This is a genomic window from Micromonospora sp. KLBMP9576, from assembly GCF_050941805.1.
Classification (GTDB): domain Bacteria; phylum Actinomycetota; class Actinomycetes; order Mycobacteriales; family Micromonosporaceae; genus Micromonospora.
The window spans coordinates 4,191,892-4,208,332 of record NZ_CP194567.1; the positions used below are offsets into that span (position 1 = coordinate 4,191,892).

The 16,441-nt window shown below is 71.6% G+C and carries 12 protein-coding genes; 7 read left to right on the plus strand and 5 right to left on the minus strand.

Going from position 1 to position 16,441, the window contains the following annotated elements:
- The first annotated feature begins 22 nt into the window (after positions 1-22).
- The 5 genes from ACQ452_RS18290 (at position 23) to ACQ452_RS18310 (ending at position 9,854) form a co-directional block, all read left to right on the plus strand.
- The gene (locus ACQ452_RS18290) at positions 23-5,215 is read left to right on the plus strand and encodes a type I polyketide synthase (RefSeq protein ID WP_433386213.1); all 5,193 of its coding nucleotides are present in this window, start codon (positions 23-25) and stop codon (positions 5,213-5,215) included.
- Positions 5,212-6,855 (plus strand): (2,3-dihydroxybenzoyl)adenylate synthase, encoded by a 1,644-nt coding sequence (locus ACQ452_RS18295; protein WP_433386215.1) that lies wholly within the window; start codon positions 5,212-5,214, stop codon positions 6,853-6,855. The genes ACQ452_RS18290 and ACQ452_RS18295 overlap by 4 nt, the downstream gene beginning before the upstream one ends.
- Before the next feature lie 253 nt (positions 6,856-7,108).
- Complete coding sequence (locus tag ACQ452_RS18300) at positions 7,109-7,576, plus strand: enediyne antibiotic chromoprotein (protein ID WP_433386217.1); 468 nt, start codon at positions 7,109-7,111, stop codon at positions 7,574-7,576.
- 425 nt (positions 7,577-8,001) lie between these two features.
- A complete protein-coding gene (locus ACQ452_RS18305; protein ID WP_433386219.1) occupies positions 8,002-8,850 on the plus strand; it encodes an alpha/beta fold hydrolase in 849 nt (282 codons plus the stop codon).
- Between the two features lie 284 nt (positions 8,851-9,134).
- Positions 9,135-9,854 carry a hypothetical protein gene (locus ACQ452_RS18310; protein ID WP_433386221.1) on the plus strand — a complete coding sequence of 240 codons (720 nt, stop codon included), beginning with the start codon at positions 9,135-9,137 and terminating at the stop codon, positions 9,852-9,854.
- A 118-nt stretch (positions 9,855-9,972) separates the two neighbouring features.
- On the opposite strand, the gene ACQ452_RS18315 is transcribed toward ACQ452_RS18310, so the two are convergent.
- Together ACQ452_RS18315 and ACQ452_RS18320 are read right to left on the minus strand one after the other, a co-directional pair.
- The gene (locus ACQ452_RS18315; RefSeq protein ID WP_433386223.1) at positions 9,973-10,407 is read right to left on the minus strand and encodes a DUF6069 family protein; all 435 of its coding nucleotides are present in this window, start codon (positions 10,405-10,407) and stop codon (positions 9,973-9,975) included.
- Between the two features lie 228 nt (positions 10,408-10,635).
- Positions 10,636-10,776: a hypothetical protein gene (locus tag ACQ452_RS18320; RefSeq protein ID WP_433386225.1), complete on the minus strand. Its 141-nt coding sequence runs from the start codon at positions 10,774-10,776 to the stop codon at positions 10,636-10,638.
- A 341-nt stretch (positions 10,777-11,117) separates the two neighbouring features.
- Between ACQ452_RS18320 and ACQ452_RS18325 the strand changes: the two genes are divergently transcribed.
- Positions 11,118-12,329, plus strand: a complete 1,212-nt coding sequence (locus ACQ452_RS18325; RefSeq protein WP_433386227.1) for a cytochrome P450 — start codon at positions 11,118-11,120, stop codon at positions 12,327-12,329.
- A gap of 91 nt (positions 12,330-12,420) precedes the next feature.
- Here the strand turns inward: ACQ452_RS18325 and ACQ452_RS18330 are convergent, their stop codons facing one another.
- On the minus strand, positions 12,421-13,542 hold the full coding sequence (locus tag ACQ452_RS18330) for an abortive infection protein (RefSeq protein WP_433386229.1): 1,122 nt from the start codon (positions 13,540-13,542) through the stop codon (positions 12,421-12,423).
- Between the two features lie 253 nt (positions 13,543-13,795).
- Between ACQ452_RS18330 and ACQ452_RS18335 the strand changes: the two genes are divergently transcribed.
- A complete protein-coding gene (locus ACQ452_RS18335) occupies positions 13,796-14,548 on the plus strand; it encodes an SDR family NAD(P)-dependent oxidoreductase (protein ID WP_433386231.1) in 753 nt (250 codons plus the stop codon).
- Between the two features lie 151 nt (positions 14,549-14,699).
- On the opposite strand, the gene ACQ452_RS18340 is transcribed toward ACQ452_RS18335, so the two are convergent.
- Both ACQ452_RS18340 and ACQ452_RS18345 read right to left on the minus strand, forming a co-directional pair.
- Entirely contained in the window at positions 14,700-15,191 is a 492-nt protein-coding gene (locus ACQ452_RS18340) for a DUF1579 family protein (RefSeq protein ID WP_433386233.1), read from the minus strand.
- 358 nt (positions 15,192-15,549) lie between these two features.
- Complete coding sequence (locus ACQ452_RS18345) at positions 15,550-16,377, minus strand: SAM-dependent methyltransferase (RefSeq protein WP_433386235.1); 828 nt, start codon at positions 16,375-16,377, stop codon at positions 15,550-15,552.
- Positions 16,378-16,441: the final 64 nt, after the last annotated feature.

Below are 16,441 nucleotides of genomic sequence, written 5' to 3' on the forward strand. Positions count from 1 at the left end.
GACGCGCCAAGGAGAACGTCTCATGACTCCGACCGAACCCATCGCCATCGTCGGCATGGCCTGCCGGTTCGCCGGCAGTGTCAGCTCGCCCGAGGAGTTCTGGACACTCCTGCGCGACGGCCGCGACACCGTCGGGGACCTACCCGAGGGCCGCTGGAGTTGGTACGCCGAACAGGGGCCGGACTATGCCGAGGCGGTGGCCTCGGCGACTGCGCGGGGCTCCTTCCTCACCGACATCGCCGGATTCGACGCCGACTTCTTCGAGATAACACCCCGTGAGGCCGCGTTGATGGATCCGCAGCAACGCATCGTGCTGGAACTGGCATGGGAGGCGTTGGAGCACGCCGGCATCCCGCCGCGTGCGTTGGCCGGCACCGACGCAGGTGTGTTCATGGGCGTCGGCACCGACGACTACGGGCGGCGGTTGCTGGAGGACCTGCCGCGCATCGAGGCGTGGACAGGTATCGGCGGAGCCTACTGCGCCGTTGCCAACCGCGTGTCGTACGCGCTGGACCTGCACGGGCCAAGCATGGCGGTGGACACCGCCTGCTCCTCCTCCCTGGTCGCGATCCACCTGGCGGCGCAGGCCCTGCGCGGGGGCGAGTGCGACGTCGCCCTCGCCGGTGGGGTGCTCGTGATGGCGGCACCCGGCCTCACCCTCGTGCTCGACGCCGCCGGCGCGACCGCGCCCGACGGCCGGAGCAAGTCCTTCGACGCCGACGCCGACGGCTACGGCCGGGGTGAGGGAGGCGGTGTGGTGGTCCTGCGCCGCCTCGCGGACGCCCAGCGGGACAACGACCGTGTGCTCGCCGTCCTGCGCGGCAGCGCGGTGCGGCAGGACGGCCGGACCAACGGCATGATGGCGCCGAACGGGCAGGCACAGGAACTGTTGATGCGCCGCGCCTGCGCGGATGCCGGCGTCGACCCGCTGACGGTCGATTACGTCGAGGCGCACGGCACCGGAACCCCGGTCGGTGATCCGCTCGAGGCGGGCGCACTCGCCGCGGTGTTCGGCGCCGACAGGCCGGTCGACCGCCCGCTGCTGATCGGGTCGGCGAAGCCGAACATCGGCCACCTGGAGGCGGGCGCCGGGGTGGCCGGGGTCATCAAGACGGTGCTCGCGCTCCAGCACGGTGAACTCCCACCCAACCTCAACCTCCACCGCCCCCACCCGGGGGTGAGCGGGGAGTCCTCCGGCCTGCGGGTGGTGACCGAACGGACGCCGTGGCCGCGGCGGGACACGCCGCGACGCGCGGCGGTGTCGGGATTCGGCTACGGGGGCACCATCGCGCACCTGATCCTCGACGACGAGGAGACCACCGCCCGGACCGCTGGCGACGCCGAGCGGCCCGGGCCGTACCTCGTGCCGTTGTCGGGGGCCAGCGCCACGGCCGTGCGCCAGTACGCCGACCGCCTCGCCGGACGGCTCGCGGCGGATCCGACCCTGACCGTGCGGGACGTCGGCCACACCCTCGCGGTCCGACGCAGTCACCTGGCGCACCGCGCGGCAGTGATCGCGACCGACCGCGCCGACCTGGTGCGGCGGTTGCGCGCGTATGCCGCCACCGGTCGCGACGCTCCGACAGGTACGGCACCGAGCGGCGGCGAGCGTGGGGTGGTCTGGGTCTTCTCCGGGCACGGCGCACAGTGGACGGGAATGGCACGCGACCTCCTCGCCGCCGACGCGGCGTTCGCCGGGGTCTTCGACCGGTTGGATCCGGTCTTCGCGGCCGAACTCGGTCGGTCGGCGCGGTCGGCACTGCTCGACGACGACCCGCAGCCGGTGGACGTGATCCAGCCGATGATCTTCGCTGTGCAGGTGGCGCTCGCGGCGACCTGGCGGGCGACCGGGCTGCGTCCCGCCGCCGTCATCGGCCACTCCGTCGGGGAGATCGCCGCGGCGGTCACCGCAGGAATGCTCACCGTCGAGCAGGGCGCCCGGCTGGTCTGCCGCCGCTCGCTGCTGCTGCGCCGCGTCGCGGGCGCCGGTGCGATGGTGATGGTCGACGTCGGCGCCGACGAGGCGGCCCGCCGGCTGGACGGACGTCGCGACGTGGTCGTCGCGATCGCCGCGTCCCCCACGAGTGCGGTGCTCTCCGGTGACGTCGTGGGCATCGCCGACGTCACCGAGCGGTGGCGCGCAGACGGGGTGACGGTCCAGCGGGTCGACTCCGATGTGGCTTTCCACAGCCCGCACATGGACCCGCTGCTGGACCCGCTGGTCGTCGCCGCGGCCGACCTGTCCCCCGCCGCACCCTCGGTCCCGGTCTACACCACCGCGCTGAGCGATCCGCGATCCTGCGCTGCCCGGGACGCCGCCTACTGGGCGAGGAACCTCCGTGGGACGGTCCGATTCGCCGACGCGGTCGTCGCCGCGGCCGAGGACGGCCACCGGCTCTTCCTGGAGGTCTCCGCCCACCCGGTCGTAGCGCACTCGATCCGTGCCACCCTGGACACCCTCGGGCTCGACGACGCCCACGTGGCCTACTCCCTGCGACGGCACCGCCCCGGCCTCGGCGTCCTGCTGAGCAACCTCGGCGAGTTGTACTGCCACGGCGGCGCCGTGGACTGGTCGCTCCTGTGGCACCACGGCAGCCTCGCCGATCTTCCGGCCCCCGCCTGGCAGCGCAGGCGGCACTGGACGGCGGCGGCACCGCGGACGCCGTCGGTGGCACGCCGACACGACCCGCGAAGCCACACCCTGCTGGGCGGACGCACCGTCGTGCACGGGGCCACGCGCACGGAGGTCTGGTCCACCCGGTTGGACCGCGCCTCGCGGCCGTACCCGGGCGACCACCCCGTACGGGACGTGGAGATCGTGCCGGCGGCGGTGCTGCTCACCACCCTGCTCGCCGCGGCCACCACTGATCGCCACGATGTCGACCTGGTGGACGTCGCGCTGCGGGTGCCGATCAGCGTGGCCCGGGCCCGCGAGATCCAGGTGGTAGGTCAGGGCGGGACGCTGCGGATCAACTCCCGGATCCTCGCTGGCGCCGACGACGGCGGGGACGAGGGCTGGGTGACTCACACGACCGCCGGCGTCGCCGCCCCCGCGACGCTGCCGGCTGACGAGACCGACCCTGACGACGACGGGGAGGCGCTGGCCGACAATCACGTCGTCGACCGGCTGGGCACGCTCGGGGTCGCCGCCATGGGGTTCGCCTGGCACGTACGCCGTCTCGTCCGCACCGCCGACGGACTGGTCGCCGACGTCGACGTCGCGCAGGGTGACGGTGCGCGGCCGAGTTGGGCGCCGGTGCTCGACGCCGCGCTCTCCGTCGCGTCGGTGGTGTTCCCCGGAGCGCCGGTGCTGCGGATGCCCGCGCACGTCCACCGCGTCACGCTCGCGGGTGCTGTGCCGCACCGGCCCCGGATCGTCGTGCGTCGCACCGCCGACGACGTCGTCGTCGTGACCATCCTCGACCCGTCGGGCCGGATCATCGGCCGGCTCGGTGGGCTGCGCTACGGGGTGCTCGACCTCGCCGTCGACCAGACCGGTAACCCCGCGCAGCTCGTGCACCGGACCGTCTGGCAGCCGGCCACGCTGGCGGTGCGCCGTCCGCGATCGGTGGTCGTGGTCGGGCCCGTCACGACGCTCAGTGACAGCCTCCTGGCACGACTACGCTCGGCGGACATACCGTGCCGGCAGGTCACCGATCCCGATCAGCTGGCCGACACCGACGTCGGCGATGACGGCAGCTGCCTGGTCGTCCCCGGGCCGACGTCCGCCGGGGACACCGCCGGGTCGGTGACCGGGAACGTGTGGCTGCTCGCCCGTACGGCGCAGCGGCTGACCCGCACCGGATCGTCGCGGCCGGCGCGCCTCTGGTGCGTGACGCAGGGCGTCCTCGAGAGCGGGGACGCCCGGGCGCTCGGCCACGCCGCCCTCTGGGGGTTGGGCCGGATCATCGGCGGCGAGCACCCGGACGTCTGGGGCGGCGTCGTTGACGTCGGGCCCCGACCGGACGACCTCACGCCGCTGCCGGAGATCATCGGGGACAGCCACGGCGAGGACGTGGTCGCCGTCCGGGACGGGGTGGTCTCGGTGCCTCGCCTCCGTACCGGTGGGTCCGTGTCCGAGCTGCCGCCGGTGACCTGCCGGGCCGACGGCACGTACCTGGTGACCGGCGGCCTGGGCGCACTCGGCCTGGAGGTGGCCGGCTGGCTGGCGGCCCGGGGTGCCCGGCGCCTCGTGCTGGCCGGCCGGCACGGCCTGCCCGACCGGGACGGGTGGGACGAGCTCACCGACCCGGGGCAGCGGACCGCCGTCGACACCATCCGGACGCTCGAACGCGCCGGGGTGACGGTCGCCGTGGTGGCGGTCGACGTGGCCGACCGGGAGGCCCTCGTGCGGCAGTTGCGGCCGGCGGCGCTCGGCCTGCCTCCCGTCTGCGGCGTCGTGCACGCCGCAGGGGTCCTCGATGCCCGGCAGGTCCGCGACCTCGACGACACGTCACTGCGGCGGGTTCTGCGGCCGAAGGTCGCGGGCGCGCTCGCGTTGGACGCCATCTTCCCGCCCGGCAGTCTGGATTTCCTGGTTCTCTTCTCCTCGGCCGGCCAGCTCCTCGGCCTGCCCGGCCAGGCGAGCTACGCCGCGGCGAACGCCTTCCTCGATGGTCTCGCCCGATACCGCAGGGCGGCCGGCGACCGCGGCACGCGCAGCATCGCCTGGACGTCCTGGCGCGGATTGGGCATGTCGACCTCGACGACGGTGATCGACGTCGAGCTGGCCGCCCGGGGAACCGCGGACATCACCGCGGCCGAGGCCTTCGCCGCCTGGGAACTGGTGGAGCGCTACGACCTGACCGAGGCGGCCGTCCTGCGGGTGCTGGCGGCGGCGCCACGCGGGCGACGCGTCGCCCTGCTCGCCGATCGCGCCACGTCGCCGCCCGAGCAGGCTGATGATGGCGCCGCGCCAGGCTGGGCGCAGCTGGACCCCGACGCGCTGCAGGCCCATCTGCTGCGGCGGATCGGGGAGCACGTCGCCGACGAGACGGCCCTGCCGGTCGACGAGGTCGACGCGTACCGCCCGCTGTCCGAGATGGGGCTGGATTCGGTGATGACCACCCGGGTCCGGCACGCCCTGGAACAGGAGTTCGGGCTCGCGCTGCCGGCGACGCTGCTGTGGGACCAGCCCACCGTCGCGGCGATCGCCGCGTACCTGGCCGCACGGTTGGCGCCGGCGGCGTCCCGACCGGAAGGAACCGAAGCGTGATCGACGGTGGCCTGGTGCCCTGGCCCGAGGATCTGGCGTACGCGTACCGGACGGCCGGCTGCTGGCGGGGGCGGCCCCTGGGTGCGTACCTGTGGGACTGGGCGGAGGCGTGGGGCGACCTCGTCGCGGTGGTCGACGGTGACCGGCGGCTCACCTACCGGGAGTTGGCCGTGCTCAGCGACGCCCTGGCCGTGCAGCTCGCGGATCAGGGCCTACGCCGCGGCGACAGCATCCTGGTCCAGCTGCCGAACTGCTGGGAGTTCCTCGTCGTCACCTTCGCCGCCCTCCGGCTGGGCGTGGCACCGGTGATGATGCTGCCGCAGCACCGGGCGCACGAGCTGACCGGGATCGCCCGGCACGTGGGGGCGCGGGCGCTGGTCGTGCCCGACACGTGGCGCGGATACGACCACCAGGCGCTGGCGCACCGCACGGCGGCGGCCCTGCCGGACACGCCGGCTGTTCTCGTGGTCGGCGCCGACGTCGGTCCGCGCTCGCTCGATGTGCGGGCCCTCATGCGCAGCGGGGGCGACGTCGAGGGGCGGCGCCGCTGGCTCGACGCCCACGCACCGTCCGCGTCGGACGTGGCGCTCTTCCTGTTGTCCGGCGGCACCACCGCCGTGCCGAAGGTGATCGCCCGCACGCACGACGACTACGAATACAACATCCGGCGCTGCGCCGTCGTCTGCCGGTTCAACCGCCAGACGGTGTATCTGGCCGTCCTGCCCGTCGGTCACAACTTCCCGTTGGCCAATCCGGGCGTTCTGGGAGCCCTGCACAGCGGCGGGCGCGTGGTCATGCTCGCCTCGCCCCGCCCGGAGCAGGCCTTCGCCGCCATCGACACGGAGCGCGTCACCGCGACATCGGTCGTGCCGGCGGTGGCCGTGCGCTGGATGGAGGCCGCCGTGGACACCCCGTACGACCTGTCCAGCCTGCGGTACATCCACGTCGGGGGGTCGATGCTGGCACCGGAGGTTGCCGCCGCGATCGGCCCCGCCCTCGATTGTGAGCTGCAACAGGTGTACGGGATGGCCGAGGGGCTGGTCTGCTACACGCCGGTCGACGCGCCCCTCGACGTCCGCGGCAAGACACAGGGTCGGCCGCTCAGTCCGTTCGACGAACTGCGCGTCGTCGATCCGGTGACGCTGCGGCCGCTGCCGCCCGGCGCGACAGGCGAGCTGCTGACCCGGGGCCCGTACACGCCGCGCGGCTACTACCGCGCGCCGGAACAGAACGCGGCCTCCTACACCTCCGACGGCTGGTACCGCACCGGGGACCTCGTCAGCGTCACTCCCCTCGGTGACGTGGTCGTGCGGGGACGGATCAAGGACGTGATCAACCGGGCGGGCGAGAAGATCTCCGCCGCCGAGATCGAGACGCTGGCGCAGGACATCCCCGGCGTGGCCGAGGCCGCCGCCGTGTCTGTTCCCGACGTCACGCTCGGGGAGCGGGTGTGCCTGGTCGTCCGCCTGCACCCGGGACGGACACTGACCCTGGACCAGGTCGTCGCGACCCTGACGCGACGCGGGCTCGCCACCTTCAAGGTGCCGGAACGCCTGGTCGTCCTGGACGCCCTGCCGCACACGCCGCTCGGCAAGCCCGACAAGAGGGCGCTGCGGCTCCTCCTGGCCCCGTCGACCTGACGAGGTCGCACCGGGCCGCCGCCCACCACCCGTGCGGCAGGTTGCAGAAAAGATTCTTCCCGCGGACCGATAAATCGCCGGGCCGGCGATCGTCATAACTGTCAGAGCGCTCAGATGCGGCTCGACGGTCGTCTATACGCCCTGACACGGATGCACGTTGTTCTGCCGTCGTGTCGCATCACCCTCCGTTGCGACGGATGCCACACCCCGGGTCCCGACCACAGTGTGCCGTCAACCTGAATTGGAGCTCAGCATGTCCCTGAAGAAGTGGAATCGAACCCTCCTGCCCGCACTCGGCCTCGGCGCCGCGGTGGCCTTCGGCGTGACCGCCGTCGCGGCGGCCCCGGCGGTCGCCGCCCCGAAGGGCGATGTCACAGTCGCCGCGGCCAAGATGACCATCACCCCGTCGACGAACCTGGTCGACGGCTCGGTGGTGACCGTCGCGACGACCGGCCTGCGGCCGAGCACCGTCTACCACATCGGCCAATGCGCCATCATCGGCGACGCCCTGCCGTGCAACGGCGCCGGGACGATCCACGTCAGCTCCACCAGCACCGGCAACCTGACCACCACGCTCACCGTGCGCCGCGTCTACCAGGGCACCCTGGGCCCCGACGCGACGCCGTGGGGCACCGTGGACTGCCGCACCGCCCAGTGCGGTATCGGCATGTTCAACGATCTCGGCGAGGGCACCGGGGCCGCGATCTCCTTCCGGAGGTAGGAATATCCGTTCGACTGTTCCGGGTCATGCTTACGCATGGCCCGGAACATTTTTTTGGGTGCAGGAGTCGACCGAACGCCGCACTCGAACAATTTCCCGAGGCGGGGTTGTTCGCATTGCGCCGATCGGGCTATTCGAGCACGACATCACAGACGGCCATCGACGCACTCGGCAGGGTGCACGGCCCGGGCAGCGCTCCTATCCTCGGTGCACGGCGGGCACCCGCACGCCGCACGGCGCTGGCGCGAGCCGATCGGCGACGCCGCGCCCGAGGCAGAGCGCAGACGGCCGCCCCGATCGTCCGTCGGCATCGTAGGGGCGACAGCGACGCCCCGCCGGAGCCCGCCTGGCGCGCGCGGACCGGCCGCGTCCGTAGCCCGCCATGGGCGTGCGGGCTCTTCCTCTCCCGGCTCTCAGGAGGTCTCATGCCCCTGCCCCGCCACGGCACTTTCGACGTACCCGGCGCCACCCTGTACTTCGAGGTTCGCGGCCACGGGCCGCCGTTGCTCTGCATCCCCACGGGCAACGGCGACGCGACCCCTTTCGGTCCGCTGGCCGACACCCTGGCCGCCCATCACACAGTCATCACCTACGACCGTCGCGGCTTCTCCCGCAGTACGGCCCACGACGTCGTCCCGGACGACCAGCGGGTCCAGGCCGACGCGCGCGACGCGCGGGCCCTGCTCGACCACCTCACGGACGAGCCCGCGGCGGTCTTCGGCACCTGCTCGGGGGGCATCGTGGCACTGGCTCTGCTGCAGGCGCACCCGCTGCGGCTGCGGACTCTCGTCGCGCACGAGCCCCCGCTGGCGTCGGTGCTGCCGGACGCGACCCACTGGCTCGACTTCTACCAACGGCTCCACGCCACATACCGGGAGTCGGGCGTCGCGGCGGCGAAGGCGATGTTCCGCGAGCACGTCGGCCTGGCCGGTCAGACCCGGCCGCCGCAGGACGCGGTGCTGCCAGCGCCGCAGCTGGAGGAACTGCTGGCGCGGCTACGCCGCAACGAGGTGTTCTGGTTCGAGCACGAGACCCGCAGCTTCCCGGCCTTCCAGCCTGATCTGGCGGCCCTGCGCCGCCACGCCGACCGGCTGGTGCTGGCCGGCGGGGAGGACTCCCGCGAGCAGTACGCGTACCGCCCCAACCGGGAGTTGGCCCGGTTGCTCGACGTGCCGATGGTGGACTTCCCCGGCGGTCACCTCGGACACGTCACCCACCCGTACCAGTTCGCCGAGGCACTGCACGCACTGCTCGTCCGACGGGCGCGGAATTGATCGGGCCGGTGTTGCCGTCGCGTCCGCAGGGCCGGCAGAAAACATCACTTCGATAAACGGATTCCACAATAACCAGCCACGCAAACAGGTCACACAAAATGCAGCGACGAGCAATACGGGAGGCGAAATCGCCCCACCCCGCAGCACATACTCAAGACAGGCGGAAATTTGGGAGGGCGGCCCTCCGCCTCGACACAATTCCGCGTATGACGCGGCCACGGGCACATGTAACCGAAAGTGGAGAAAAAATGCGCAAAAAGCGTACGGCAGTCGCACTCGCCGCGGTGGCAGCCGCGGCTCTCACCACACTGTTCCTGGCTGGCAACGGAGCGGCCACCGCCGGCCCCGGCGACAACATGGCGGCGACGATGCACTTCGAGGAGGCGGAGCTGCGGCAACTGCTGGAGCCCACCGACTCCCTGCAGACGGCCAGCACGAACACCCAGCCCATCATCAGCATCAAGGAGGCTGTGGCGACCGGGCAGTTCGCGTCCGGCCCGGGCATGACGTCCGAGCCCCAGGGCTGCCTCAACATGACCGATGCCCTCGGCGACCTCAGCGCGACCCTCGGTTTCATGCAGTCGGGCGAGCGCTCGGAGGAGGCCGCTCCGGGCAGCCTGCAGCGGTACTTCATGACCGCCGTGTTCCAGATCCCGGGTGGGGCGGAGGCGGCGATCGACAAGGTGAACAAGGTACTGCGCACCTGCAGCGCGGGCACCATCACGCTCGACACCGGCGCGGGTCAGCCGCTCAAGGGCAGCATCTCCTACGCCGAGCACGAGGCCCCGGTGCTGGACGGTGCCCGCACCTTCGCCTCGACCCTCACGACCGTCCTGCCCACGACGAAGAGCGCGGCCAGCAACGAGATCCTCACTCAGGAGTGCGAGGCACAGCTCACTCTGACCGCGAACGGTGACCTGCTGATCTGGTCCGTCGAGCCGACGGAGCGGCTCGCCACCGAGTCGGTCACCACCGTCTACAACCGGGCCCTGGCCCTCAGCTGATCCATCGCCGCCCTCCCAGGTCGTGCCTGCGCCGTCGGCGCAGGCACGACCGTCCGTGCCCACCCTCGGCGCGAGGGTGGGCACGGTGGTGGGCCGGAACGAACAGCCGGTGTGGGCGTCAGCCCCGGGTGGTGCGGGTCATCGCCGCGATGAGAACCGCGCCGAGCGCGAGGTGCATGAGCGCGAGTACCAGCATCGCGCTCCCGCTCTCGGCCGTGGTCGGACCGAGGAGGGAGACGAGAGTGAAGACCGACGCCACGATCACCCAGATGCGCAGGCCGCGACGGGTGAACCGCTCCAGGAACTCGAGAAGCCCCCACCCGAGCAGCGAGAGAAGCAACGACGTCGCGATCACCGCGCCGAGGCCGATCTGCATGGGCGGCTCGCCCTCGGCCACCGTCGCCTCGAGATCGACACCGGCGACGGGAACCGCCACGACCCAGATCAGGACCGTGGCCAGGACGGCCAGCAGCACGCCGAGCGCGCGTGCACGCCACCGGGGGGTACGACCGCGCTCGGAATGGGTGGCGGCGTGGGAGACAGCAGAATTCATGACACACCCTTCAGTCATTTTTCGGAACGTTCTCACGACACGGATGCTGGGGCACTTTGCACCGCCCTGCACAACGCCTGGAGTCTATCGGCACACATCAGTAGAAAGCGATAGTCATAGCGCTCCGCCCCCCTACCCGATTGACTGAACAGCGTCGCCACCCAAAGCGCACCCCCTTCGGCACGTGGGACAATTCGGCGAGAAATGCAGACGGTGTACGGCGATACGTCAGAGCGGCGCGAACAGCGTCAGCAGAAGCACCCGCTCGTCCCGGGTGACGGCCGCGAACGCGCCGTCCGGCCGGCGGACCACGCGGTGGTCCAGCCGGACACCGTTGGGCAGCACCACATCGACGCCCTGCGGCTGCACCGACTCGTCGCGACAGAGGGTTCGCGCGGCCTCGATACGTCAACGCGTCCATGTCCTCCCTGCTCCGGCGCCGGCACCCGAGAGGGCGCGCACCCGCCAGGTCGGCGGTGCCACCGCCGACCGCGTCCACCATGGTCGGTGTTGCGCGCGGCGCTCGACACCTCCCACGCTGCGGCCGCGGGGGTGCCGCACAGGGGAAGAAGACACCGGCCGGCCGCCCCGGCAGGCTGACCAGGAATTGGCGGACCTCTGTGGGCCGTGGCGTCCGCCGCCCGTCCCTCGCGCCGCGGAACGACGCCACCTGACCCGCGGCGCCACCGAGCCCGACCTGAGGAGATCGCATGTCGACGCCAGCAGCGACACCGGCTGAGCCCCGGGCCTTTCCCATCGGCCGGCAGTGCCCCTACCGGCCCTCCGACGGCTACGCCCCGTTCCGCACCGAGGGCCCCATGTCGCGGGTACGGCTCTACGACGGCAGCGTGGCATGGCTGGTCACCGGCTACCGGGAGGCACGCGCGCTGCTCGCCGACCGACGTGTCTCGATCAATCCCCGCCTCGACGGCTTCCCCGCGCTCAGTGCGGAGATGGCGGGGTTGGAGAACACGGGCTACACCGATGTCCTGATCGGTGTCGACCCGCCGGTGCACACCCGCCAGCGCGCCATGCTGATTCCCAGCTTCTCGGTACGCCGGATGAACGCGCTGCGGCCCGCCATCCAGCAGATCGTGGATCAACGCATCGATGCCATGCTGGCCGCCGGTCCCCCAGTCGACCTGGTCGCCGCTTTCGCGCTGCCGGTGCCTGCCATGGCGGTCTGCGTACTGCTGGGCGTTCCCTACGAGGATCGCGACGCGTTCGAAGGGCCCGCCCGGAGCCTCTTCGACACCGATCCGGAACGGGCCGGTGCGGCGATGGTGGCGCTCAGCGAATACTTCGGGCAGCTCATCGAGCGCAAGGTGGCGGACCCGGGCGTGGGGCTACTCGACGACCTGATCGCCGGACCGGTCCGCACCGGCGCGCTGTCCCACGAGGAGCTGGTGCGTTACGCGATGCTCATGCTGATCGCGGGACAGGACACCACCGCCAACGTGATCGCACTGGGCGTCCTGGCCCTGCTGGAGCACCCGGACCAGTTCGCCCGGCTCCGTGACGACCCAGATCTGGCGGCGGGTGCCGTGGAGGAGATCATGCGCTACGTGTCGCTGATCGAGGCCATCTCCCGGGTCGCGGTCGAGGACATCGACATCGCCGGCCACCGGATCAGGGCCGGCGAGGGCCTCCTGATCGGTGCGGCCGCGGCGAACTTCTCGGCGGAGCTGGTGCGCACCCCCGACCGCCTCGACGTGACCCGGTCGCCGCGGCACCACCTCGGCTTCGGCTTCGGTGTCCACCAGTGCATCGGGCAGAACCTCGCCCGTATCGAGCTGGAGCTGGCCTTCCGTACGCTGACCCGACGCGTCCCCGGTCTGCGGCTCGCCGTTGCGGCCGACCAGATCCGTACCAGCGTCACCGGCCCCATGGAACGGCTCGCCGTGCTACCGGTGGCCTGGTAGGCGACGGACCGCACGCGGTGGCACCGGTGGGCCCGACCGGCAGGGTCGGGCCCACCGTGCTCTTCTGTCGCACCGGTGACCCGGTCGGCCGCTATCCGGGCAGCCGGAGATCGGTGTCGTGGCCCGCGAACCGGGCGTTGCGCGCGGCCAAGGCCCGGAAGGCCTCCTTGGGCTCCCAGCGGTACGACGACGCCGGGTCGAGGTGGTCCTCGCGAATGCTCTTGACCAGCGCCATGCTTGCCACATCGAGGTCCAGTCGGGAATCCGTCGAGTGTGGGTGCGTCGGATGGATGAACTCGCTCACCGTCGCGCCGTGCAGGCCGGCCCGCTCGAACACGTTCAGCATCCGGCGGTGGAAGGCCGCCTGGGCATGCTCGTCGCGCAGGACGCCCTCGTTGACCCGGTGCACGGCACCACCGCGGTCGACGACGTCGAAGGACAGAAACGCCATCTCGCTGGCGCGGGGGTGGGTGGCGGTGCCGAACTCCGCGATCATCACCGGCTTGCCCCAGCGATGGTAGCGAGCGAGGTCGCGGGCGTGCACGGCGTCGTCCGCCGGGTACGCCAAGGCGTAGAAGTGCATGAGCCGGACCGAGTCGAACAGCCGCCAGTCGACGTCCTCGAACGGGGCGGCCGCGTAGCTCGTCTCGCCGTCGAAGACCGACCGGACGGATCGGACCGCCCGGTCGAGGAACTCGTTGAGGCGAGCGTTCGCGTCACCGAAATCCACCACACCCGTCGGTACCAGCACGAGATGGTCGGCGTCGGCGAAGATGTTCGCCATCCGTTCGTGGTAGCGGCCGCCGGGCACTATGCCGGGGGTGAAGACCGTGTGCACGCAGCCGATCGAGAGGCCGATCGGCGCCCCGGCGTCGCGCAGCCCCTCGGCGATCCGCGCCGCCTCGACGAGGTGGTCGACGATCTCCCGCTGCGGGCGGTCGACGAGGCGGGGCTGGAGCCACACGTGCAGCCCGGCGTCAACGGCCGCGCTCGCGGTGTCGGCCATCCGTGCGAGGTCGCTGCCGTAGACGGTGACCGAGCGGCACCGCAGCTGTCGACGGATCGCGCCGATCTCCTCGCTCATCAGGTCCCGGCTCCACACGAGGCGGGACAGCTCCCCCTGGCCGGTGGCGAAGTTCGTACCCGTGTCGTAGGTGACCCCGACCGACCGGACTGTTCCGGCACCGGCGGCGGATCGTGAACCAGGTGTCATGAAATCTCCTCGGTGACGTGCTGTCGCGGTGCACACCTGTGCGTGGTCGCGTCGGAGTCGAACGAACTGGCGCCGCAGCCGGGACGGTGCGCCGCTCCGGCCGATCGCAGCGCACGGCCCGGTGCCGTCCGACGTTTCCGCCAACGACCCTCGCAACCCTCCGGCAGGACGCGCATCTCCGGGCGTGCGACCGCCATCCGGTGGCGCACTTACGGAGGTGCTCCGGCCCGGCGAGGCCTGCAACCCTGTGTGCATGGCGGATTTCGACGGCAGGACGGTTCTCGTCACCGGAGGGGGCAGCGGCATCGGCCTGGCCACCGCGCGCCGGTTACTACAGGCCGGATCGCAGGTGGTGATCGCCGGTCGCAGCAGCGCCCGCCTGGACGGTGCCGTCGAGGCGCTCGGCGCGCCGGATCGCGTACTGGCCGTGGCGACGGACGTCCGTCGTGGCGGTGATGTCGACCGGTTGATGACGACGGTACGGCGTCGGTTCGGTCTCCTGCACGGGGTCTTCGCCAACGCGGGCGTCGCGCGGTTCAACCCGAGCGCCGTGGTGACCGGAGAGGAGTACGAAGACGTCCTGGGCACCAACCTGCGGGGCGTCTTCCACACGCTGCAGAAGGCGCTGCCCCTGCTGGCCGACGGTGGTGCGGTGGTGGTGAACGGGAGCTGGCTGGCGCATCGGGGCCTGGCGACCACGCCGATCTACGCCGCGAGCAAGGCAGCGGTGGTGAACCTGGCACGATCGCTCGCGGGCGACCTGGGTACGCGTGGCATTCGGATCAACGCGGTGAGCCCCGGCTACATCGTGACCGACATGTTCCTCGACATCGCCACGACCGAGCAGGCCCGCGAGTCCGCCCGTAACCAGGTGGCGTTGCGTCGGCTGGGTCGGCCGGAGGACGTTGCGGAGGCCGTCATGTTCCTGCTGTCCGACCGGTCGGCGTACATCACCGGTCAGGAGTTGCTCGTCGACGGTGGACTTATCTCCTCCGTACCGGGGTGAAGCCTGGTGGCCGCTCCGCAAGGAGCCGCCACCTCGCGCCGGCCGGGTCGGCGCGACGCGGCGTGGTGGGCCCGGTACCCCACGCCCGACGGGCACCGCGCGATCGTTCTGGGGTGTGACTGATCGCGCGGTGCCCGTCACGTCGATGTGGTCAGGACACCTTCGTGAGGGTGGCGTGCATGAACGGAACCCAGGTGCCGTCCGGCAGCGGAAAGTCGCAGTCGTAGCTGATGGAGCCGTCCTCGTTGAGCTTGCGGACGTACTTCGCCGGGCCGACCAGGACGAACTTGTCGTCCTCGAACCCACCGACGTAGTGACTCTGCTGCTCGTTGTACGGCCCGAAGCTGCTGAAGTAGTGCGACCGGAACTTCTGGGTCTCCGGGTCGAAGTCGAAGAACTCGTACCCGACGTCCGGCATCTTGCCCGCCGGCCCCATGTCGATGGCGCAGTTCCACCGGTGCACGAGGAAGAAGCCGCCCTCAAGCCACTCGAAGGTCTCGGTGCCCGACAGCTCGGCCGGTGGGCCCATGGGGCCGGCCTCGGTCTTGCCGCTGAGCTTCCAGGTGCCGACCAGGTAGTCCAGGCGGCGCAGAGCCGGCTCCGGCTGCGGCGGTGGGGGCATCTGCTGCTCGTTCTCAGACATGATCGCTCCTTGGGATTTACCGATGCGGATGGTCCATGGCGCGGCACCGGCGCGGTCATGGGATCGAGCCGGTGGCCGGGTGCTCCTCGACGCGGGCCACGGCCACGGCCCACAGGGGGACGTGGTGCCGCGACGGACGGGCCCGTCGACCGCCTGGCGCACCTGCCACGTCTCTTATGACGTCAGCGCCGCCGGTAACTCATCGGTTTCGGACGCGATCGTGCAGGATTCGGCCATCCCCGCCCAACCGGGCGATGGGGGATCAGCCGTTGGTAGGACGCCGCCGGGCCCCGGTCACGCCGGCGGGCGGGCGCGCGCCCCGTCAGGGCCGCTGCCCGCCCGGCGACGCGCCGAACGCTCAGGCGTACGGCTTACGTGCGGCGATGATCGCGTAGCCGATGTCGGTGCCCCACCCGAAGTAGTCCCGGTACGACTGCTTCAGCTCGCGTACGGTGTCGGCACCGAACCGGGCGGCCAGTTCGTCGTGCAGCTCGTCCGCGCGGTCGAGGTAGCGCAGCCCCATGCCGTACACCCGCGGTCCGCACTGGGTGTACTCCTCGACGTCGAAGCCCGACCCACGCAGGCGCGAGATCCACTCGGGCACCGAGAGCAGTTGGCCGATCTGGAAGGTCGCCATGAACCGCGCGGCCCGTTCCGCCCCGACGTGCGCCTCACGCGTGCAGTCGGCGATCGCCAGTCGACCCCCGGGACGCAGTACGCGGTGGAACTCGGCCAGAGGTGTGGCGAGTTCGCCGGCGTGCATGAGTGACTCCACCGCCACGACCGCGTCGAACGTGCCATCGGGGTAGTCCAGGTCGTTGTAATCGCCCTGGGCGAACACCACCCTCGGAGCCGACTCGCTGCCGCCGGCGCGGCGGCGCGCCTCACCGACCTGGACGGCGCTGACTGTCACGCCGGTGACCCGCACGCCGTACTCCTCGGCCAGTTGTACCGCCGGGGCACCGACGCCACAGCCCGCGTCGAGGACGTGCTCCCCGCTACGCAGACCGATCGCCGCGCCGACCCGACGGGTGATGCGCCTCGCCGCCTCCACCACCGGCGTCTCGTCACGGTGGTCGTACCAGTACGGCAGGTGCTCCTGGCCGTCGATGAAGAGCTGCGACAGCGCGGCACTCTCGTCGTACATCCGGCCGATGTCCTCGATGGTCGGTGCCGTCGCGTCCATGGGTCCTCGCTCCCGTCGCGTGTCATGGCCTGATCACCAGACCATCGTGGCAACCCCAGCGGGG